General features: G+C 45.0%; 14 protein-coding genes. 11 read left to right on the top strand and 3 right to left on the bottom strand.

Going from position 1 to position 22,122, the window contains the following annotated elements; all coding sequences use genetic code 11:
* Positions 1-55: 55 nt before the first annotated feature.
* Positions 56-1,348, top strand: a complete 1,293-nt coding sequence (gene shyC / locus J4N42_RS11665; protein WP_252028141.1) for a peptidoglycan DD-endopeptidase ShyC — start codon at positions 56-58, stop codon at positions 1,346-1,348.
* A gap of 57 nt (positions 1,349-1,405) precedes the next feature.
* Here the strand turns inward: shyC and J4N42_RS11670 are convergent, their stop codons facing one another.
* From J4N42_RS11670 to erpA, 3 genes are all read right to left on the bottom strand, one after another.
* Positions 1,406-4,522 (bottom strand): efflux RND transporter permease subunit, encoded by a 3,117-nt coding sequence (locus J4N42_RS11670; RefSeq protein WP_252028143.1) that lies wholly within the window; start codon positions 4,520-4,522, stop codon positions 1,406-1,408.
* Positions 4,523-4,530: 8 nt separating this feature from the next.
* Positions 4,531-5,625: an efflux RND transporter periplasmic adaptor subunit gene (locus J4N42_RS11675; RefSeq protein ID WP_252028145.1), complete on the bottom strand. Its 1,095-nt coding sequence runs from the start codon at positions 5,623-5,625 to the stop codon at positions 4,531-4,533.
* A gap of 90 nt (positions 5,626-5,715) precedes the next feature.
* Complete coding sequence (gene erpA / locus J4N42_RS11680; RefSeq protein WP_252028147.1) at positions 5,716-6,057, bottom strand: iron-sulfur cluster insertion protein ErpA; 342 nt, start codon at positions 6,055-6,057, stop codon at positions 5,716-5,718.
* Between the two features lie 280 nt (positions 6,058-6,337).
* Here erpA and hemL point away from each other — a divergent pair, with 280 nt between their 5' ends.
* The 10 genes from hemL (at position 6,338) to J4N42_RS11730 (ending at position 22,120) form a co-directional block, all read left to right on the top strand.
* On the top strand, positions 6,338-7,630 hold the full coding sequence (hemL, locus tag J4N42_RS11685) for a glutamate-1-semialdehyde 2,1-aminomutase (RefSeq protein WP_252028149.1): 1,293 nt from the start codon (positions 6,338-6,340) through the stop codon (positions 7,628-7,630).
* 250 nt (positions 7,631-7,880) lie between these two features.
* Positions 7,881-8,966, top strand: a complete 1,086-nt coding sequence (locus tag J4N42_RS11690; protein ID WP_252028151.1) for an AI-2E family transporter — start codon at positions 7,881-7,883, stop codon at positions 8,964-8,966.
* 89 nt (positions 8,967-9,055) lie between these two features.
* A complete protein-coding gene (rsmC, locus tag J4N42_RS11695; protein ID WP_252028153.1) occupies positions 9,056-10,081 on the top strand; it encodes a 16S rRNA (guanine(1207)-N(2))-methyltransferase RsmC in 1,026 nt (341 codons plus the stop codon).
* A gap of 191 nt (positions 10,082-10,272) precedes the next feature.
* A complete protein-coding gene (locus tag J4N42_RS11700) occupies positions 10,273-13,659 on the top strand; it encodes a response regulator (protein ID WP_252028155.1) in 3,387 nt (1,128 codons plus the stop codon).
* A gap of 767 nt (positions 13,660-14,426) precedes the next feature.
* Positions 14,427-16,100 carry an ABC transporter substrate-binding protein gene (locus tag J4N42_RS11705; RefSeq protein WP_252028157.1) on the top strand — a complete coding sequence of 558 codons (1,674 nt, stop codon included), beginning with the start codon at positions 14,427-14,429 and terminating at the stop codon, positions 16,098-16,100.
* 167 nt (positions 16,101-16,267) lie between these two features.
* Positions 16,268-17,254 (top strand): ABC transporter permease, encoded by a 987-nt coding sequence (locus tag J4N42_RS11710; RefSeq protein WP_252028159.1) that lies wholly within the window; start codon positions 16,268-16,270, stop codon positions 17,252-17,254.
* A 2-nt stretch (positions 17,255-17,256) separates the two neighbouring features.
* On the top strand, positions 17,257-18,282 hold the full coding sequence (locus J4N42_RS11715; protein ID WP_252028160.1) for an ABC transporter permease: 1,026 nt from the start codon (positions 17,257-17,259) through the stop codon (positions 18,280-18,282).
* Positions 18,283-18,284: 2 nt separating this feature from the next.
* Positions 18,285-19,268, top strand: a complete 984-nt coding sequence (locus tag J4N42_RS11720) for an ABC transporter ATP-binding protein (protein WP_252028162.1) — start codon at positions 18,285-18,287, stop codon at positions 19,266-19,268.
* A 45-nt stretch (positions 19,269-19,313) separates the two neighbouring features.
* Positions 19,314-20,309: an ABC transporter ATP-binding protein gene (locus J4N42_RS11725; RefSeq protein WP_252028164.1), complete on the top strand. Its 996-nt coding sequence runs from the start codon at positions 19,314-19,316 to the stop codon at positions 20,307-20,309.
* Positions 20,310-20,395: 86 nt separating this feature from the next.
* Positions 20,396-22,120, top strand: a complete 1,725-nt coding sequence (locus J4N42_RS11730; RefSeq protein ID WP_252028165.1) for a glycoside hydrolase family 9 protein — start codon at positions 20,396-20,398, stop codon at positions 22,118-22,120.
* The last annotated feature ends 2 nt before the right edge of the window (positions 22,121-22,122 follow it).

Below are 22,122 nucleotides of genomic sequence, written 5' to 3' on the forward strand. Positions count from 1 at the left end.
CCAGTTAGACTAAACAGTTAGCTATTTTATTAATATTTTCAGAACGAAGTTTAAGATGTTGTCTATTTTCGCCCGACTGCCTTGGGTCCACAGAGCATTTATCGCCTTTTTCAGTGCGATAATTGTCATTGCACTGTTTTTCCTACCCGACCCCAAAGATCTTCGACCAGATAAAAAACGCTTCGAAGTTGGGCGCCATTACCCTTTAACCATCAATGCAGAAGCTTTGTCACCCGGAACCTCTATTTCTCCAACGGCTGCTTTGCGCTGGGAAAAGCATACCGTTGGCTCTGGTGAAAGTGCTGCGATTTTGTTCCAGCGCCTTGGGCTTTCTTCTCGATTGCTTTATCAACTCACCAGCACAAATAACGACATCGAACGCCAACTGACGCGTCTGCGCCCAGGTGATGTGTTGGAATTCGGTTTTGATGAAAATGACGATTTAATCCAGCTAAAACGTAAGTTGAGCGCATTCGAAACCTTTGTCGTGTCTAAGACAGCCAAAGGGTTTAGCTCCAAGCTGGATAAAAAAGAGCTGTTTTTTCAGTACAACTACGCCGAAGCAGAGATTACATCTAACTTCTGGAATGCTGGTGTCAACGCTGGTTTAACGGCTAACCAAATTATGGAACTGGCTGGGATCTTTGGTTGGGATATCGACTTTGCTTTGGACATACGCAGCGGCGATCAATTTAAGATGTTGTACCAAGAACAAGTCGTTGAGGGTGAAGTGATTGGGCGGGGCAAAATTATCGCTGCTACCTTCGTTAACCAAGGTGATACCTTTACCGCAATTCTTGATGACAATACGGGCAACTATTTTGATGAAAATGGCCGAGCGATGAAAAAGGCTTTCTTGCGCTCTCCGGTTGATTTTCGTCGTGTAACATCAAACTTCAATCCACGCCGTAGGCACCCAGTAACAGGTAAAATTCGTGCGCATCGAGGGACTGACTACGCTGCCCCTGTTGGCACCCCTATTTGGGCTGCGGGTGATGGTGTGGTTCAAAAGTCGAGTTATAACCAATTTAACGGTAACTATGTCTTCATCAGACACAGTAATACCTACGTGACCAAGTACCTGCACTTACAGCGCCGCATGGTGAAAACAGGTCAACGAGTTAAGCAAGGGCAAACCATCGGTACATTGGGAGGCACTGGTCGTGTAACGGGCCCTCACTTGCATTATGAATTCCTAGTTAACGGAGTACATAAAAATGCTCGCACGGTCAAACTACCTCAGTCGAAATCACTAACAGGTAAAGCTAAGGCCACCTTCATTGCTAACGCAAAAATACGCTTAGCCAAGCTAGAGCGCTACGGCGAATTACTTTACGCTCGTAACTAGCATCCATATACGAAAAAGCCCACGATTCTCATCGTGGGCTTTTTTCTGCTCTTCGACCTAACTGGTTTCAATAGCTTCGCCATTGTTTTCTTCGAGCTTATGTCGTTTAGTCAGCATCAGTAAACATGGTGTCAGCACTAACGTCAGTACGGTCGCAAATGCAAGCCCGCCAGCAACAGCCGTTGCCAATTGAGACCACCACTGTGTACTTGGTGCCCCAAACTCGATTTTTTGGTTAATCAAATCGATGTTCATTTCCAATACCATTGGCATTAAACCCAAAATAGTGGTCACTGTTGTCAGTAGTACTGGCCTCAGACGCTGAACACCAGTTCGAAGAATAGCCTCACGACGATCTAATCCTCGCTTGAGCAGCTGGTTATACGTGTCGATCAATACAATGTTGTTATTTACGACAATCCCCGCTAACGCAATCACGCCAATACCAGACATCACTATGCCAAACGGTTTTTGGAACACTAACAAACCAGCGAAAACGCCAACAGTAGAGAACAGTACCGCACTCAATATTAAGAAAGCTTGATAGAAGCTATTGAACTGAGTAATGAGGATAAGCGCCATGACCGCCAAAGCAACAATGAAAGCATTTTGCAAGAATGCAGATGAGTTTTGCTGCTCTTCATTTTGACCACGGATTTTAAACTCAACTCCTGAAGGTAAGCCCAGCTCAGACAAAGCTTGCTCAATCTTTGGCAATTCTAAGGCTAAGTTATAACCTTCTTCCATATCAGCCTTAATGTTAATCACTCGGTGACCATCAATACGCTTGATCGTATCTTGCTTATGATCGGGAGTGATTCGGGCAAAATTGGTTATTGGTACTAAGCCCGCCGGCGTTTTAACTCTAAGCTGATCAAATCGGCCTATATCACGTTTGTCTTCAGGATAGCGGACCAAGATATCCACTTCTTCATTAGCATCATCAGGCAGGTAATCACCAATTTTTAAGCCATTGGTTACGAACTGAACCGTGTTTCCAACCAAAGTAGCATCGGCAGAAAAACGAGAAGCATCATCACGACGAATATCAATCTGCCAATCGATCCCCTCTTTACTCGAAGTGTCACTGATGTTGGTAAAGGCGGGGTTATTATCCGCCCAATGTCGCACCATTTTAGACGCTGAATCCAGCTGTTCCGGTACGCGAGCAGACATCTCTATCACTAAATCATGCTCGACCGGAGGGCCCGCATCTGGGAATTTATACTCAATTTCAACCCCAGCAAACTTGTTGGTTTCCTGCTTTAATTCCTCAATGATCTCTTTTACTTTACGGCGGTACTGCCAATCGACCGGTGTAATTTGAATTTGACCAATTTCATCGTCGCCCCCCGTACGGGTATAAACACTTTCAAACTCATCATGGCCGAGCATCACCTGTTCGATGTCACTCATAATGACGTCTTTTTCATTAATCGAAAGGTCACCGTAGGAGCGAACTTTTACAGTGAAGAACGGTGGGTCTACCTCAGGGAAGAACTCAGCCCCTAACCCTGCTTTTGCGTAGGTAAAGCCAACGCCCACAGCAAGCAAAATTGCCCCTAACAGTATTTTGAGCGGGTGTTTAATCGCAACCGATAAAGTCTGATAGTACAGCTTGGTCAGGCCCGTCGCCTTATCAAAATCCCCATCGTGCAGAGCCACCATTTGCGCGCGACTTTGAGGAGTCACATTCTGTGGCTTACCAATCATCCCCCCCAATACCGGAACAAACAGTAGTGCCATGACCAAAGAAGCACTCAGGGTCGCTATCAGCGTCAGCGGCAAATACTTCATAAATTCGCCGGTAATATCCGGCCAAAACAACAATGGAGCGAATGCGGCTAGTGTCGTTGCTGTCGACGCTGTGATAGGCCATGCCATGCGTTTCGCAGCATCTCTATACGCTTGTCGGCGTGGGGTACCTTCTTGCATTCGCCTGTCGGCAAACTCTGTAACTACAATAGCTCCATCTACCAGCATACCCACCGCCATAATCAGTGAGAACAACACTACAATATTGACGGTTAACCCGAATAGAGACAGAACAAGCAAACCGGTTAAGAACGAGCCAGGGATAGAAATGCCGACTAGTAAAGCTGTTCGTACGCCTAAGATGGCGATAATGACAATGACCACCAAAATAATTGCAGACAAGATATTGTTTTGCAGGTCATTGAGCATGATCTTAACGTCTTTCGACTGATCATAAGTGTATTTAACTAGCAGATTATTTGGCCATTCAGGGCGTTTTTGCGCCTCCGCCAATACCGCTTTGACCAACTCAACGGTTTCAATGATGTTTTCGCCAGCACGCTTTTTAACATCCAGCACCACTGCCGATTTACCATCTAAACGAGCAAAGCTATCTGGATCGCGAAATGCACGACGTACCGTTGCGACATCCCCAAAGGTAATCACTTGCTTGCCATCCACTTTGACGGGCAATTCAAGTACATCTTTGAGCGAGTCAAAAACCGAAGGAACTTTGACCGAGAACCGGCCATAGCCCGTATCGACAAAACCCGCTGCGACGACTCGGTTATTTAGTGCGATCAGGTTGTAGATATCTCCTTGATCAAGGCCGTAGCTCTCCATCAGTAATGGATCGACAATGATCTCAACAATGTCTTCTCGATCACCAGCAATATCGACTTCCAATACTTGGCGGTAACTTTCTAATTTATCGCGCAGCTGGCGAGCAATTTGAACAATCGTTCTTTCTGGCACAGTACCGTACAAAACGACCGATAAAGCAGGCTCTTCCGATGCCAACGTCACTTCATTCACCGTTGGTTCATCACTGTCTGCCGGCAGTTTCGGTTTTGCCAGATCAACCGCATCTCGCACATCAGCCATTGCACGACTAAGGTCCATTCCGACACTAAACTCCAACATCACCGAGGCATGCCCTTCAGCAGCCGTCGATGTCATCTCTTTTACACCTTCAATAGAGCGAAGTTCTTGCTCGATTGGGCGCACTAAAAGACGCTCCGCGTCGCTAGGCGAAATACCTTGGTGCCCTACCGAAACATAGATGATTGGGATAGTAATATCAGGGCTGGACTCTTTCGGTATGGTCAGATAAGTACCGACTCCGGCAATTAAAATCAATATCAGTAAGCTGATCATCGTACGAGTACGAGACAGCGCTGCATCAATGATTGAATACATACTGCCTCCTATTTGTCAGACTGCTGAGACTGGTTCACCGCTATTACCGAGTCGCCATCGCGAACAAAGCCTTGGCCCACGGTGATGATGTCGACCTGCTCACCTAAACCAGATAACCAAACCCCATCTTTTTCCGCTTTAACTAGCTGAATAGGAACGAAACTAACCTTGTTGTCCTTGAGAGTTTTCACCCCGAGGTTGCCCACTTCATCCAAAGCCAACATCGCAGGAGTAACCTTTACCGCAAGCTGGCTTTTCAAGCTAAGCTCAACCTCCGCACTGATCCCAGCAGGGATTTTTTGGTTTGGGTTGTTGATTTCGATTTCAATTGGAAAAGTATTGGTAGAAATCGACGACACACGAGATATATAACGCAGCTTACCGCTTACCTCTTCACCATCGATAAAACGAATTACTGCCACTTGATTTGGCGTTAAGTATTGAATATGCCTTTCACTGACATCGGCTTCAATCACCAGTTTATTGAGGTCAAGTACAGTCGCAACGGGATCGCCAATCCCCACAAAATCGCCAGTTTCAATAAATAAGTGATCAACAATACCGGTAAATGGCGCAGTCACCTCAGTATTACGCAGAGCCACTTTTACATTGCTGACCATCGCTTTCGCTTCTACCAAAGATGCTTCAGCCGAGGCAAATGCCACTTCCCCCTGAAGACCTTTATTTTTTAAAGATTGCGCCGCTTTGAACTCTTTCTCACGAACCTTCAACATAGCTTCAGCACGTTGAAGTTGAATGTTTAGGTCACCTTTATCTATATAGGCAATGACTTGGCCTTTTTTAATCGATGAGCCTTTACGCACAGCAAGGCGCTCAATTTTTCCAGCGATTTCTGCACCAATCCGAGCCTTTTTGTCTGGAGCTGTACGACCATAAAGGTCAATTTTCTTTTCGGTACTTTGGGCGATAAAGGTCTGAAACACCACTTTGGCAAGCGGTATCGATTCTTGATTGTTTTTTGGAAGAGATTCTTCAGCTTTGAGACTACCTAGCCCAAGCCACATGATAAGAACAAGAAGGAGAAACAGAGAAACAAGCCATGGCCGCTGAGCAGCGAAACCAACTACGCGTAATCTTGGCATATAACATCCTTATATTTTACTTACGTAACATCCTAATACGTAAGTTTATGCAGTTAGATCAATGATCTAACTGCATGTCATGCATTCATATTAAACACTAAATGAAGCACCACACCCACAAGTTGTTGTTGCATTCGGGTTGTTTACAAAGAAGCGAGCGCCTTCAAGGCCTTCTGTGTAATCAACCATGCCACCCATTAGGTATTGCAGGCTCATTGGATCAACAACCAAAGTAACGCCACTGTTTTCAATTTCAGTATCGCCTTCGTTCACGCTCTCATCGAACGTAAAACCATATTGGAAACCGCTGCAGCCACCGCCCGTGATGTAAACTCGTAGTTTTAGTGCTGGATTTTCTTCTTCAGCGATAAGCGCTTTTACGCGTGTTGCTGCTGCGTCAGAAAAGGATAATGGTACATTTACTTCGCTCACGACGACCTCTCTCACTCGTGTAAATATCCACTCGCTCGATTATGGAGTAAATCAAAATTCGGTGGATGTATCTTTTTTGATAATAGAGTGATTATCCAATACCTGACTTAACCGTTCAAGTATTCACCATCATGAATCGCTGTTTCCGTTACTTTACAGCTCAAAAGCGCTTGGAAGATGTGAAAAAGAGCAGAAAATTCAGCAAAAGATTTCTAGTTCAACCGACGATAGGTACAATGCGAGGCAAATTGGTCCTAAATAATCAAAAGAGGATGTATCCATGACCAAATCATCAGAGTTATATCAAAAAGCACAGCAAACCATTCCAGGCGGCGTTAACTCCCCTGTTCGTGCTTTTAATGGCGTCGGTGGTTCACCAATCTTTGTAGAACGAGCTGATGGCCCGTTGATTTTTGATGCTGATGGTAAAGCGTACATCGACTATGTAGGTTCATGGGGGCCAATGATTTTAGGCCATAACCACGCAGTAATTCGCGACGCTGTTATTGAAGCAGCTCAGCGTGGTTTGAGCTTCGGTGCTCCAACTGAAATGGAAATCAAGATGGCTGAGCTCGTTTCTGAGCTGGTACCATCTATGGAACAACTGCGCATGGTGAGCTCTGGTACAGAAGCAACGATGAGTGCAATCCGTCTGGCTCGTGGTTTCACAGGCCGAGACAAAATCCTTAAGTTTGAAGGTTGTTACCACGGCCATGCTGATAGCTTACTGGTAAAAGCAGGTTCTGGCGCACTGACCTTAGGCCAGCCAAGTTCTCCTGGTGTACCAACTGACTTTGCAAAACACACTCTAACAGCAACGTTCAACGACCTAGACTCTGTCCGTGAGCTTTTCGCCGCAAACAAAGACGAAATCGCTTGTATTATCGTTGAACCTGTAGCTGGCAACATGAACTGTATCCCACCGGTTGAAGGCTTCCATGAAGGCCTACGAGAAATCTGTGACCAAGAAGGTGCTCTACTGATCTTTGATGAAGTTATGACAGGTTTCCGCGTAGCATTAGGTGGCGCACAAGCGCACTACAACATCACACCAGACCTAACAACACTAGGTAAAGTAATTGGTGGCGGTATGCCAGTAGGTGCGTTCGGTGGTCGTAAAGAAGTGATGCAGCATATAGCACCAACAGGTCCTGTCTACCAAGCTGGTACTTTATCAGGCAACCCTGTTGCGATGGCCGCAGGCTTTGCATGCTTGAACTTACTAAAAGAAGAAGGCAACGAAAAACGCTTGGCAGCAAAGACAAAGCAGCTAGCTGATGGCTTTAAATCTCTTGCTGATAAGCACGGCATTCCATTAGCGGTTAACCAAGTGGGTGGCATGTTCGGCTTCTTCTTTACAGAGCAAACAGAGATTACTTGTTACGAAGACGTCACGAAGTGTGATTTGGAGCGATTCAAGCGTTTCTTCCACTTGATGATCGATCACGGTGTATACCTAGCTCCTTCGGCATTTGAGGCTAGCTTCCTATCTTTGGCTCATGGTTCTAAAGAACTAGAAGCAACTCTAGAAGCAGCGGACCGCTGTTTTGCAATTATCGCGCAAGAAGCATAACCAGCGAGATTGTAAAAAGGCTGCCAACTGGCAGCCTTTTTGTTTTTGTAACATCTATCGCCAGTAAACAACTACCAAACCAATAAGCCCAATTAATACTAAACGAAACCACGGTATTTTCTTGATATGCTTCGTCTGCTTTTCTGAGCAGTTTTCATTATTGCAGCACCCCATTCGCCTAACTCTCCATTGATAACGCACTGTTTTGCGGTCATTATATCCCCATATGCATAAACCTTGGACTGTAATCGTGCCAAATAAAGCCAAAATAACGTCTAATCATTGGGTACTGGTCGTCGCCCTGATCGCCGCCGCGTTCGCCTGCTATTTACTTATTGCTCCGTACGTGAACTCAATTGTAATGGCATTTATCATCTCGTTGCTCATGTTCCCGATCCACGAATGGCTCGAAACAAAAATGCCCAAGCATAGAAACTTCGTCTCGTTTTTATCTTGCCTTATTCTTACTTTCATCATCGTCATCCCTTTACTGTTCGTCTTTACCGCTATCGTTCAACAAGGGTCAGTCTTCTCACAAAATGTCTATCAATGGGGTACGCATGGCGGTATTCAAACCGTCCTAGACCATCCTCTAGTAGTAAAAGCACTTGCATTCGCCAATAGCTATCTACCATTCGAAGAAATCACCCCGCAGGAAATCGCACAAAAAGTGGGACAGTTCGCCACATCATTCGGCGCAAACATCGTCAGCATCAGTGCCAAAATCCTGGGTGATGCCACCAGCTTTTTGATGAACTTCTTCTTGATGCTATTTGTGTTGTTTTTCCTACTAAGAGATCACGACAAAATCATCTCCTCTATTCGCCATATCCTGCCCCTATCTCGCAGCCAAGAAGACCGCCTTCTAAATGAGATCGAGCAAGTGTCTAAATCCGCAGTAATGGGCTCATTTTTGACGGCTATCGCCCAAGGTTTTGCCGGCGGTATTGGTATGTGGTTAGCCGGTTTCCCCGGGTTATTCTGGGGCACGATGATGGGCTTTGCCTCATTTATTCCTGTCGTCGGTACCGCGTTAATATGGATTCCAGCAACGATTTATCTGTTCTTAATCGGTGATACAACTTGGGCTATCTTCCTCGCTGTATGGTGTATCGCGATTGTTGGTTCAATTGACAACATCTTACGACCTCTGTTGATGCAAGGTAGCGCTGGCATGAACACCCTCATGATTTTCTTCTCACTACTTGGGGGCATCCAGTTCTTCGGTTTGATTGGTTTGATCTATGGCCCACTGATCTTTGCGGTAACCATGGTACTGTTCAATATCTACGAAGAAGACTTTAAAGGCTTCCTAGATAGGCAAGATAATAGCTAGCCATATTAGCGCAATATTAACTACTTCAAGCTGAGGGCAGATTATGAGAAAATCCGCCCTCTTTTTTCATCTCTAATATCGAGTATCTAATGTCTGCTTATATCGCACCGAGTCAAATTGCTGAACGCCAACTTGCTTACTTCGCTGGAAAGCACGTATTAGTAGCAGGAGAAGCTGAAGATTTATTCCCAGTCGAGCTGGCAAAGTCTTGTGAATCGGTCACGGTATACACCACAAACTATGGGTATTACCGCCAACTTAACAAGAATTCAGCGGTGAACTGTTACTTTGGTGCGGAGTTTGATCAAGACACTAACGCCGACATGATTTTACTCTACTGGCCGAAAGCTAAAGCGGAAGCTCAGTATTTACTAGCTATGTTGCTGGCTAAATTAGGCACTGATACTGAAATTGTTGTCGTAGGTGAAAACCGCTCTGGTGTAAAAAGCATTGAAAAAATGTTCATGCCATACGGACCTATTAACAAGTATGATTCAGCGAGACGTTGCTCCTTCTACTGGGGGCAAGTCTCTCAAACTGTCGAACCTTTCAACATTCAAGATTGGTTCAAAACATATCAAGTTAGCTACAACGACGTCCCATTAACCATAAAAAGTTTACCAGGCGTATTTAGCCACGGTGAATTTGACATAGGCAGTAAGCTACTACTAGATACGCTTCCCACGCTAACCGGAAAGGTATTGGATTTTGGCTGTGGCGCGGGAGTATTAGGCGCAGTAATGGCGTCAACCAATGCCGACATCGAGTTGGAAATGTGTGATATCAGTGCACTTGCGGTAGCTTCAAGCCAAGCAACTTTAGCCGCCAATGGTTTGACTGGCCGAGTCTTCGCTAGTGATGTCTATTCAGATACAAGCGAAGACTACCAATTTATCATTAGTAATCCACCGTTTCACGCAGGGTTAGATACTAGCTACAGCGCAACGGAAACGCTACTGGCACATGCTCCGTCAAAACTGAAAGCAAAAGGGAACATGTATATCGTCGCAAATAGTTTTCTAAAATACCCACCAATCATCGAGCAAGCATTTCATAATTGTGAGACGCTAAATAAGACCAATAAATTCGCTATATACCACGCTAGCAAAGCCTAAACGGTGATTATATCGGCAACAAATTAGGCGCAATTTAATAAAATTGCGCCTACGCCCACGAATTCCTTAGGACTTACTTGTCAAAGTAAAAAAACTCGTTAATTTCGTAAGGTTGAAGACCTTTTAGTTTATTAACGTTGTTTTGCGCCGCTCTTCCGGCAAAAACGTTTGATGGAAAGTAACGTTCTATTATGTTCAAGTTTTATCGTAAACAAAGATTTAAACGCCTACAAAATACTCTCATGTTGGCGTTTCTTGCATTGAGCATCACCCCTCTCACGATCGTCGCACTGTTTTTCCTAAACTCTCACAGTAAAGATTTGCAGGAACAGAGTACTTCTCACCTGATATCTGTAAGGGATACCAAGCAGCAACAGGTCATCGATTACTTATACTCCAAAGAGTCTGAAGTGATGGGCTTTGTTCGCTCGGAGCTGGCGTATGCGAGTGGTGGCCGATTTTATGGCTTAGTCAACGCGTTCCAAAATTTAGGTTTAGACATCGAACAGGCTCGTTCCAACGCGCAACAGCGCTACATTCTTGGATCAGGCGACCAGATTAAAACGTCAATTTTGCCGCAATCTAAAGTGTACACGGGCAGTGAACGTTACCGTCTATTGCACAAGCGTTACCACTGGGCCTATTTAGAGTTACTTAAACGTTCCGATTTTGACGATATCTTATTGGTCGACATCACGGGTAACGTCACCTACTCCATCTACAAACACGATTACTACGGTACCAACCTCGTTTCGGGTAAATACAAAGACGAGAACCTAGGCAAAACCTTTCAGCAGCTCAAACAACTGGTCACGGAGAAGCGCCGGACTAATGAAGAATTTACTCCTGTCATTATCTCCGACTTTTCAGAATCAAATGGTAAGCAGGTCGCATGGCTAGGCGCACCTATTATTCAACAAGGCTACCTACACAGTTACGCTCTTTTCCGTTTACCTAACAATGGCATTACTAAACTAATAGCCGATACCAACGCTAAATCAGGCATGAGAACACTGCTAGTTGGTAAAGATCACATCACACGTTCGATGGCCTTTAAACAAGAAGATATCGATAAAAGTACTGAAGTTATCGATTTAGCTCTGCAAGGACTCTCGTCGGTAGGTACTTACACCAATACGCTCGGTGAAAAAACCATCGCGGCTTATAGCCCAATCTCTCTCAAAGGAGTGAATTGGGCAATAGTAGTAGAAGTGCCCGAAAGTGAAGCTTTTGCACGCGTGCACAGCTTAGAGAAACTGTTCGTGATAGCAATGCTCGCGGCTATTATCTTAGTAGTAATCGCTTCACACTATCTCTCGAATTTCATTACCTCCCCTCTACTCAAATTAACTTGGGCAGCGGAGAAAGTATCGGCAGGTGACCTCGATGAAAACGTCATCAATACAGAGCGAAAAGATGAGATAGGCCGCCTAGCGGTGAGCTTCGAAAGAATGCAGCGCTCGATTCGCGAAAAAATGCAGCTCATTAAATCGCAGAATGAGGAGCTTGAAAGTAATATCCATCTCATCCAGAAGCAAAATGATGAGTTGCAACTTGCCAATAAACTAAAAGATGAATTCCTAGCCACAACATCTCACGAGCTAAGAACGCCATTACATGGCATGGTTGGTATCGCAGAGGCTCTGGTTTCAGGTGCTAACGGACCAATCACTTCCGATCATAAATACCAACTAGATATCATTATTAGTAGCGGCCAACGCCTAGCAACACTGGTTGATGACCTACTCGATTACCACAAAATGCGCTATGGCAGCTTAGACATTCAAACCAGTGCAGTTGATGTTTCTACTGCTACTCGATTAGTACTAGAACTGTCAAATCACCTGTTGGGCAACAAACCAATCAGAATCATTAACCAAGTTCCAGACGAAAGTATTTGGGTTTCAGCAGACCCTCAACGTTTGGAACAGGTGCTTTATAACCTCATCGGCAATGCGATTAAGTACACTTCTGAAGGTAAGATTGTTATCTCCACCACTATCGTCGATGAAAAACTACGTGTACAAGTGGTTGATACCGGACAAGGCATCCCAGCCGACCAACTAGAACACATTTTCGAACCACTCATTCAAGCGGGAAGCGACTCAAGTCGATATCGCCAAGGTGCTGGACTCGGTTTATCTATCAGTCGCCAGCTGATTGAACTTATGCAAGGTTCACTCTATGTCAGCAGCCAGCCGATGGTTGGTACGACCTTCAGCTTCACCTTGCCTCTGGCTTCCGAAGCGGAAGTTAATGAGGCTAGCCTACATGAACCTTCACACTTCCAAGCGCCAGATTCATCTGAAATAGAACTACCTAGCCAAGGTTCGCTCCCTGAAAACCCACAAGGCCCATTACTGCTTGTCGCAGACGACGAGCCAGTTAACTTAAGGGTACTCGATAGCTTCTTACGTTTAGAAGGCTACCGCGTCAGGACAGCAAAAGACGGTTACGAAGCGCTTGAGTTGGTCGAGAAAGAAAAACCAGAACTGCTGCTGTTAGATATTATGATGCCTGGCATGAGCGGTTATAGCGTATGTGAGAAACTGCGCGAACAGTATGATCATGCAAGTCTGCCGATCATCATGCTAACAGCGCTAAATCAAACTGATGACCGGATTCGAGGTTTTGATGCCGGAGCCAATGACTATTTATCTAAACCATTTAACAAGCATGAACTTGCGGCTCGAATCGTCGCGCACTTAACAGCAAGTAAAGCCGAGCAAAGGCGTATCGAAAACGACCAACTACAGTTGGAGCTAAAACATCGAGCCATGGTCGAAGCAAGCTTACTCGAGACACAGGGAAGGCTGCTGGAACAACTAGAATCAGCACCTGAGGCCATTATCTGTGTTCGAGACGACCATAAGGTTAAGTTTGCTAATGATGCAGCCTCTAAGCTGTTTAAACGTAGCCATGAACAGCTTAAGCGCTCAAGTGCAGAAGAGCTTATTGCACCCAAATACCTTACCGTCGAACAAGAGCATTACTGTGGTGATATCGATATCTATGTAGAAGACATTCGCCAACATATCTCGACCGATATTCTAAAGCTGCCAGAAGCTTCAGGACTGAAAGCTATGTATATCTTCAACGTTGGTGGGAGCGTTAATGCGGCACGCATTAATAATCTAGAAACCGCGATTGAAGCGCTCTCTAGCTACGCATTTGAAGGAGATAAAGGGAAACTGCAGCAGCTAAAAGAGCTTGGTGGCGAATTCACTCGTATTGCAGATAAAGCTACCGACGAGAATAAATCTAAGCAAGACATCATGCGAGAAGTACTAGTCGATGCCATGACAAGTGCGATTTCATACTGGGAGAGAACCACCGGTCAGAGCAAATTTAACTTCGCCGAACAAAGTGGATTGTGGCGCGTTTACTTAGATAGAAGTACGCTCCAAACTCGTACACTGGATAAGTACCTACGTATTGAAACACTGCCGAAAACTCCGCGCTGGCGAACCGTTTTGAGCTCACTCGAGTACATCCTAGAGCACTGCCAAGAACAGAGCCCTGAACGCTCTCACATCATCGCTTTAAGGGACAAACTACAACACCTACTAACTACCTAGATAACTCGCCAAGATTCACTCTCTAAAAGCCAGCTCTATGCTGGCTTTTTTGTGTTTTGAGGCCAACATGCTCTAAGGCCCCCAATTAAGTGCCTATCGCTTAGCTTCTCTTTTTTGTATGTAAATCACTCAATACACTTGCTGCTACGTACTCATCAAAGCATCACCTTATTGACTCCAATTGCTGTCTAATAGCGTTGTTTTACGCCGTAAATTAACCCTCTAATTAGGCCTCCAACACTCGCTGTAATTCAGCAGAATTCGATTTATTTGGATAATATAGCTATCCAAAAACTACTATTAGGCTCATATTGCGAACCGAATCACAACAATACGGCAGATATAATTTCCACCTTTAAATTAACGTCACAACGTACAAGTGAGCGCGATCTCATTAAGTAAAAGAAAACATAAAACACAAGGTAAATAAAAGGACAAGTAGTTAGCAACCACTTACAAACAAAGGCAGAAAGCTTTTAAAATGAGAGCTAGATCGTTAACGTAATTTTGAGCTCAAAGCACTCATTAAGCCATTTTTTAACGTTTATGACGACGCGCTAAGTGTTTTTAACGTTTTTAACGGGAATTGAAATTGCTTAATTGGCGGATTAGGTGTTTTCTTACTCATGCCGAAGGCCTACAGGCCACTCTAGCAGCTCAATTCCTCCGATTGATTTTGTGAAAAGAGGTAGGCCTTGGGAGAGTGTTAATCAATTGATGACATTCATATCCATTAGTGAAATGAAAGCAAATAGTAAGGAACAGCTATGCTTGCCAATATTAAAAAGACAGCACTAGCAGCAGCGGTAATTGCAGCTGCAGCAACAAGTGTTTCAGCGCCAGCCGCAGCACGTAGTGAACTAACAATCGTACCGGATTTTTACCCTACAATGGTACGCAACTTTAACCCGTACCTAGCAACTAACCTACGTACTACTACAGACTTCATCTATGAGCCGCTAGTAGTATTTAACGAGATGCACGGTAACACTCCAGTGATGCGTCTTGCAGAAGACTTCCGTATGTCTGACGACCTAATGAGTGTTACTTTTGACATTCGTAAAGGCGTTAAGTGGTCTGATGGCGAAAGCTTCACTGCTGACGACGTTGTATATTCATACAACCTTCTAAAAGACAAGCCAGAACTTGATCAACGCGGTATCAACAAGTGGGTCACTAGCGTTGAGAAGCTAAACGATTACCAAGTTCGTTTCCGTCTAACTGAAGCAAACTCAAACGTACCATACGAAATCTCTCTAGTTCCAATCGTAGCTGAGCACGTATGGAAAGACGTAAAAGATCCAACAACCTTTACTAACGAAAACCCTGTAGGTACTGGTCCTTTCACAGAGATTGACACGTTCACTCCTCAGCTTTACATCCAGTGTGAAAACCCTAACTACTGGGATGCAGCAAACCTAGACGTAGACTGTCTACGTGTTCCTCAGATTGCTAACAACGACCAACTACTGGGTAAGATTGTAAACTCTGAACTAGACTGGACTTCTTCTTTCGTACCAGATATCGATCGTACTTACGCAGCAGCAAGTCCTAAGCACCACTACTGGTACCCACCAGCAGGTACTCAAGCATTCGTAGTAAACTTCAAGAACCCAGATTCTGCTAAAAACGAAGCGCTAACTAACGTAGACTTCCGTCGTGCGTTCTCAATGGCACTTGACCGTCAAACTATCATCGATATTGCGTTCTACGGTGGTGGTACTGTGAATGATTTCGCATCTGGTCTTGGCTACGCATTCGAAGCTTGGTCTGATGAGAAAACTCACAACGAATACAAAGGTTTCAACACTTACAACGCTGAAGGCGCTAAAGCTCTACTAGCTAAAGCAGGCTTCAAAGACGTAAATGGCGATGGCTTTGTTGACACTCCATCAGGTAAAACGTTTGAGCTATCAATTCAATCTCCAAACGGTTGGACTGACTTCAACAACACTGTACAGCTAGCAGTAGAACAGCTAACTGAAGTAGGTATCAAAGCGAAAGCGGCAACTCCAGACTTCGCTGTATACAACGAAGCAATGCTGAAAGGTACTTACGACGTTGCATACACTAACTACTTCCACGGTGCTGATCCACACCTATACTGGAACAGTGCATACAACTCTTCACTACAAGGTGGTGAAGGTATGCCTCGCTTCGCGATGCACTTCTACAAGAACGAGAAACTAGACAACCTTCTAGACAGCTTCTACAAAACAGCTGACAAGAACGAACAGCTAGCTATCGCTCACGGTATTCAGAAAATCATCGCAGCTGACCAAGTAACAATCCCTGTAATGTCTGGTGCTTACATGTACCAATACAATACAACACGATTCACTGGTTGGTGGAACGAAGAAAATCCTAAGGGCCGTCCAAACATCTGGGCTGGTATCCCTGAGCGTCTACTACACGTACTGGACCTAAAACCAGTTAAGTAAGTAGAAGTTCATTCCTCGCGGCATACATTCCGTATGCCGCAATTAAAATCCCCTGCTGATATTCGTTATGTGGCGCTCGTCGTCAGGGGATTTTTCGCTCTAAATTTTCGCTAGGGGCGACCTGAAACCAGAAACAGGGAAAAATCTGGGTGAGTAAGGTGTGAGTTATGGGTTATTTTTTAAGACGTTTGTCATTTTATTTGGTTGCGCTTTTAGTTGCTGCAACGCTTAACTTTATTATTCCGCGCGCAATGCCCGGGGATCCAGTTACCATGATGTTCGCAAACGCGACTACTCAGGTAACTCCAGAACGTATTGAAGCAATGAAACAACTACTTGGTTTCGTTGATGGCCCTATTTGGGTTCAATACTTAACATACATGAAAAGTATTCTGAGTTGGGAACTTGGTATTTCAATCAAGTTTTATCCACTGACTGTAAACGAGCTACTTGGTAGTGCGTTTGGTTGGTCGCTATTTTTAGCGGGTACAGCAGTAATTCTTTCTTTCTCTCTTGGCTCAATATTAGGCATTTTTGCTGCTTGGAAACGTGGCAGTCAATACGATGCCTTTGTAACGCCAGGCATGCTTATTCTCCAAGCGGTTCCTCAAGTAGTAATCGCTATGATCGCGCTATTTACCTTTGCCATTGGGCTGAAATGGTTCCCAACGGGTTATGCATATACGGCAGGTACTACTCCAGATTGGACAAGTTGGGAGTTCATCAAAGACGTCGCTTACCACGCAATTCTACCTTTAATCTGTGCATCGATTGTTCAAGTCGGTGGCTTTTTGGTGAACATGCGTAACAACATGATCAACTTACTCGCTGAAGATTACATCACTATGGCGAAAGGCAAAGGCCTAAGCGAAAACCGAGTTGTCTTCAACTACGCAGCACGTAATGCTCTACTACCAAGTGTTACCGCTCTTTCTATGTCACTAGGTATGGCTATTGGTGGTCAGCTGATTATCGAAATCATCTTTAACTACCCTGGTTTAGGCAGTGTTCTATTCAACGCGATAAACGCTCGTGACTACCAAGTACTTCAAGGTCAACTACTAATCATGACGCTATTCATGCTGTTCTTTAACCTAGTTGCCGACATGCTTTATGTTGTTCTAGACCCTCGCCTACGTAAGGGAGGTAAATAATCATGAAAGATTTTCTTAAACTAATTTGGCGTAACCCAATGGCACTAACGGGCGTTGTCATCTTATCGGTATTCATCTTTATAGCACTGGCTGCTCCACTGATTACTAAACACGCTCCAGACAAACGTACGGGCAACCCGCATGAATATCCAGCCTTCGTAACTAAGGCTGCTAAGGACAACCCAAATGGGTTCATCGCTGAAAACTTGGCAACGGACCGTCGTACTTTGATCATGTCTAAGAAACAAGATCACGTATTGGGTACAACTCGTATGGGTCGCGATGTATGGTCACAGGTAGCTTACGGAGCACGCGTTTCATTAGCCGTAGGCTTTGGTGCGGGTATCACGGTATGTTTCCTAGCAACAGTAATCGGTGTTTCTGCGGGGTACTTTGGTGGCCGAGTCGATGATGTGTTGACCGCAGCCATGAACATCATGCTGGTTATTCCGCAGTACCCTCTCCTATTCGTCGTAGCGGCATTTATCGGTGAGGCAGGGCCACTCACTATAACCTTGGTCATAGGCTTTATGTCCTGGGCTTGGGGCGCACGTGTAGTTCGTTCGCAAACCTTAGCTCTACGTGAAAAAGAGTTTGTTAAAGCAGCTGAAGTGCTTGGTGAATCTTCATTCCGTATCATTTTCGTAGAGATTTTGCCAAACCTGATTTCTATTGTGGGCGCAAGTTTCATCGGCTCGGTAATGTACGCAATCATGATGGAAGCAACTTTGTCATTCCTTGGCCTAGGTAATCCGAACACTATTAGCTGGGGCATCATGCTGTACAACGTACAAACCTCATCATCAATGCTTATTGGCGCTTGGTGGGAATTACTGGCTCCTTGTCTAGCCCTAACTATTCTCGTGACAGGTCTTGCACTACTTAACTTTGCGGTCGATGAAATCGCTAACCCGCAGCTTCGTTCTCACAAAGGTATGAAGCGTTGGAAAAAGCTAGCATCACAAGACAAAGCTGAGCGTGAACCAGAACTAGCACCTCAAAATGCACTTTGGAGCGGAGATAAATAACCATGACTGAACCACTAATTTCTATCCGCAACCTATGTGTTGACTACATTACAGACGCGGGCGATGTCCGCGCATGTAACAACGTGAGTTTCGATCTAGCGCCAGGTGAAGTTTTTGGCCTTGCTGGTGAGTCAGGTTGTGGTAAATCCACTGTCGCATTCTCACTAATGCGTCTACATAAGCCGCCTGCGTTTATTACCGGTGGTGAGGTTATCTTCAATGGTGAAGATATCCTTAAATACAGCGATGAACGCATGCAAGCGTTTCGCTGGAGCGAAATGTCGATGGTATTCCAGAGTGCGATGAACGCTCTGAACCCAGTACTGACAATGGAAGAGCAATTTTGTGACGTAATTATGCGCCACACCAGTATGACGCGTGAACAAGCTAAACGTCGCGCTGAAGGCTTGTTAGAAATTGTTGATATTCACCCAAGCCGCTTGAATGACTACCCACACCAGTTCTCTGGTGGTATGCGTCAGCGCCTAGTGATCGCAATTGCATTGGCTCTAAACCCGAAAATGATCATTATGGATGAGCCAACTACGGCACTAGATGTAGTCGTACAGCGTGAAATTCTACAAAAAATTTATGCGCTAAAAGAAGAGTTTGGCTTCTCGATCTTATTCATCACTCACGATTTATCGTTGATGGTCGAGTTCTCAGACCGAATCGGCATTATGTACTCAGGTGAGTTAATTGAAGTCGCTCCATCGAAAGAGATTCTACAAAGCCCATACCACCCTTACACCAAAGGGTTGGGTAGCTCTTTCCCTCCACTAACCGGCCCGAAAACTAAGCTAACTGGTATTCCAGGTAATCCACTGAACTTACTTGAAATCCCGCAAGGCTGTCGCTTCCAAGCGCGTTGTGACCGAGTACATGAAGCCTGTACCAAAGTACCAACTAGCCTGCGTCAAATCGAGCCAAACCGTTTATCCAACTGCCACCTTTACGGTGAGCCAATTGCTCAAGCAAAAGTGTAAACAGCAATAAGAAAGATAACGAAGCAATAGTTTCTGGAGACAATTATGAGCAAACAGTATGGCGAGTTACTTATCGAAGGGAAAAATGTCGTAAAAGACTTTCCTCTAAACAGTAACTCAATTAAACAAAGTAAGATGCGTGCAATCAACGACGTGTCGTTCAAAATGTACAAAGGCCGTGGCCTGTCTGTAGTGGGTGAATCTGGTTCTGGTAAATCCACCACTGCAAAAATGATTGCAAAGATGTACGCCCCAACAGATGGCGTCATTGAGTACAAAGGACGTGATATCCAAGATATCACGGCTAAAAAAGACCTAATGCACTACCGTGAAGGCGTGCAAATGGTATGGCAAGACCCGTTTGGTTCACTCAACCCAACGCACAATATCTTCCACCATATTGCGAGACCACTTCTTATCCATAAGAAGGTGTCTCCTGGCAACAAAAAAGAGCTAGAAGAACGCGTATATGACCTTCTTGAACAAGTCGGCCTAATCCCACCAAAAGAGACTGCTGCAAAGTTCCCTCACCAACTATCAGGTGGCCAGCGTCAACGTGTCAATTTAGCGCGTAACATCGCTGTGGGAGCAGAGGTCGTACTGGCTGACGAACCAACCTCGATGCTAGATGTATCGATTCGTGCTGGCGTACTCAACTTGATGGAAGAGATGAAGTTTGAGAAGCAAATGTCGTTACTTTACATCACACACGACATCGCAACCGCTCGTTATATCGCAGAAGATCTTGCCGTCATGTACGTCGGCCACATGGTCGAATGGGGGGACACTGAAGAGATCATCCACGATCCTCAGCATCCTTATACCCAACTTCTTGTCTCTGCTGTGCCTGATCCAAGTAAGTCTATTCATGAAAAGCTAAAAGGTAATAAAGGTGAGATTCCGTTGTGGACACCTGAATCAGTAGGCTGCCCATTTGCCGGCCGATGTACGCATGCAACAGATAAATGTCGTGAGCGTTTACCTGGGGTTACTCAGCTATCTGACAACCACTTTGTGCGTTGTTATTTATACGAAAACTAAGCAATACCAAACTTAAAGTCACAAAAACTGGAGCCAGCGAACCTGGCTCCAAAACAAAAATAATAATAGATTCCCGGAGAACGTTGATGCTGCTACTCACTAACCACATAGGTTATGAAACCCAAGGCCCCAAACAAGCGATTATCATGACGAAAAAGCCTCGTCTTTCGTCTTACAGCGCTTTGCTGGTATGTGCTAATAGCCATCAAACGGTTTCTAATATCGATGTCGAGAAGCATGGCACTGTGGCCGAGTGGCACCAAGGAAACTTCTATACCGCCGACTTTTCAACGTTCCACCAACCCGGGCAATACTATATTCGCTTCGATAACATTCGTTCTGAAGTCTTTGAAATCAGCAACGGGCTATTGATGCACAACACTTTCTCAGATGTTTTACATTACTTTAAGTCCCAACGTTGTGGCGGGATTTTTGACCAACAAGATAAGCAAGTACCGCTGCTAGGCACAAATACCACTGCCGATGTGCGTGGCGGCTGGTACGATGCTTCTGGTGACGTGAGCAAGTACCTCAGTCACCTCTCTTATTCTAATTTTCTTAACCCTCAGCAAACACCAATGGTGGTGTGGAACATGCTTGCGGGATTAGAGCTTTTACAAAACCACTCAGATTTTGCACCGTTTTCTCGCACCCGCCTTAAGGAAGAGGCTTTGTTTGGTGCTGACTTCTTAGTGCGGATGCAAAATTCTGAGGGTTTTTTCTACATGACAGTCTTTGACAAATGGAGCAAAGACATAAAGCAACGGGAGATCTGTGCCTACGCTACCCAAGATGGCCATAAGTCTGATGATTTTCAGGCTGGTTTTCGACAAGGTGGCGGCGTATCAATTGCAGCCCTAGCCTCTGCTGCACGATTAGATGTTCATGGCGATTTTACTCAGCTGGAATATCTCTCTGCGGCCGAACTGGGTTACTGGCACTTAAAGGAGTACAACACACATTACCTCAATGATAATCAAGAAAATATCATTGATGAATATTGCGCATTATTGGCAGCGGTAGAACTGTACCGTAGCACCTCACATCAAAAATATTTAGCTGAATCTAGAGAGTGGGCTATACGACTAATATCGCGCCAACAGTCGGACGAGCAATTTGAAGGATTCTGGTCGGCCACCAGTGATGGTAGCCGACCGTACTACCATGCAGCTGAAGCTGGCCTTCCTGTTATCGCACTCATTCAGTACTTAAACATTGAAACCGACAGTGAACTATCAGCGCAGACACAACGCGCCATTGAGTCAGCCTGCCAGTTTGAACTGACCATTTCTCAAAAAGTCACTAACCCATTTGGCTACCCTCGCCAGTACATCAAGCCAGTTGACGGGCCCAAGCAAGATGCTTTCTTTATCGCTCACAACAACGAAAGTGGCTACTGGTGGCAGGGTGAAAATGCTCGCATTGCATCATTAGCAAGCATGGCATACATGGCACAAACGGTAATATCAGATAACGCACTCAAGCAACAGCTAGCAATATTTGCACAAAACTCTCTGAACTGGATTGTCGGGTTAAACCCATATGATATGTGCATGCTAGATGGCCATGGACATAACAACCCAGATTATCTACCACAGCTAGGGTTCTTCAATGCTAAAGGTGGTGTATGTAATGGTATTACGGCCGGATTCGCCAACGAAGCCGACATCGCCTTTAACCCACCAGCGCAAAAAGATGACATGTTACAAAACTGGCGTTGGGGAGAGCAATGGATTCCTCATGGAGCCTGGTACCTACTAGCCATTATGGCTCAATACCAGCATGTCTCGACACCACAAGAGGAGCTGTAATT

The organism is Vibrio sp. SCSIO 43135, from assembly GCF_023716665.1.
Taxonomy (GTDB): domain Bacteria; phylum Pseudomonadota; class Gammaproteobacteria; order Enterobacterales; family Vibrionaceae; genus Vibrio; species Vibrio paucivorans.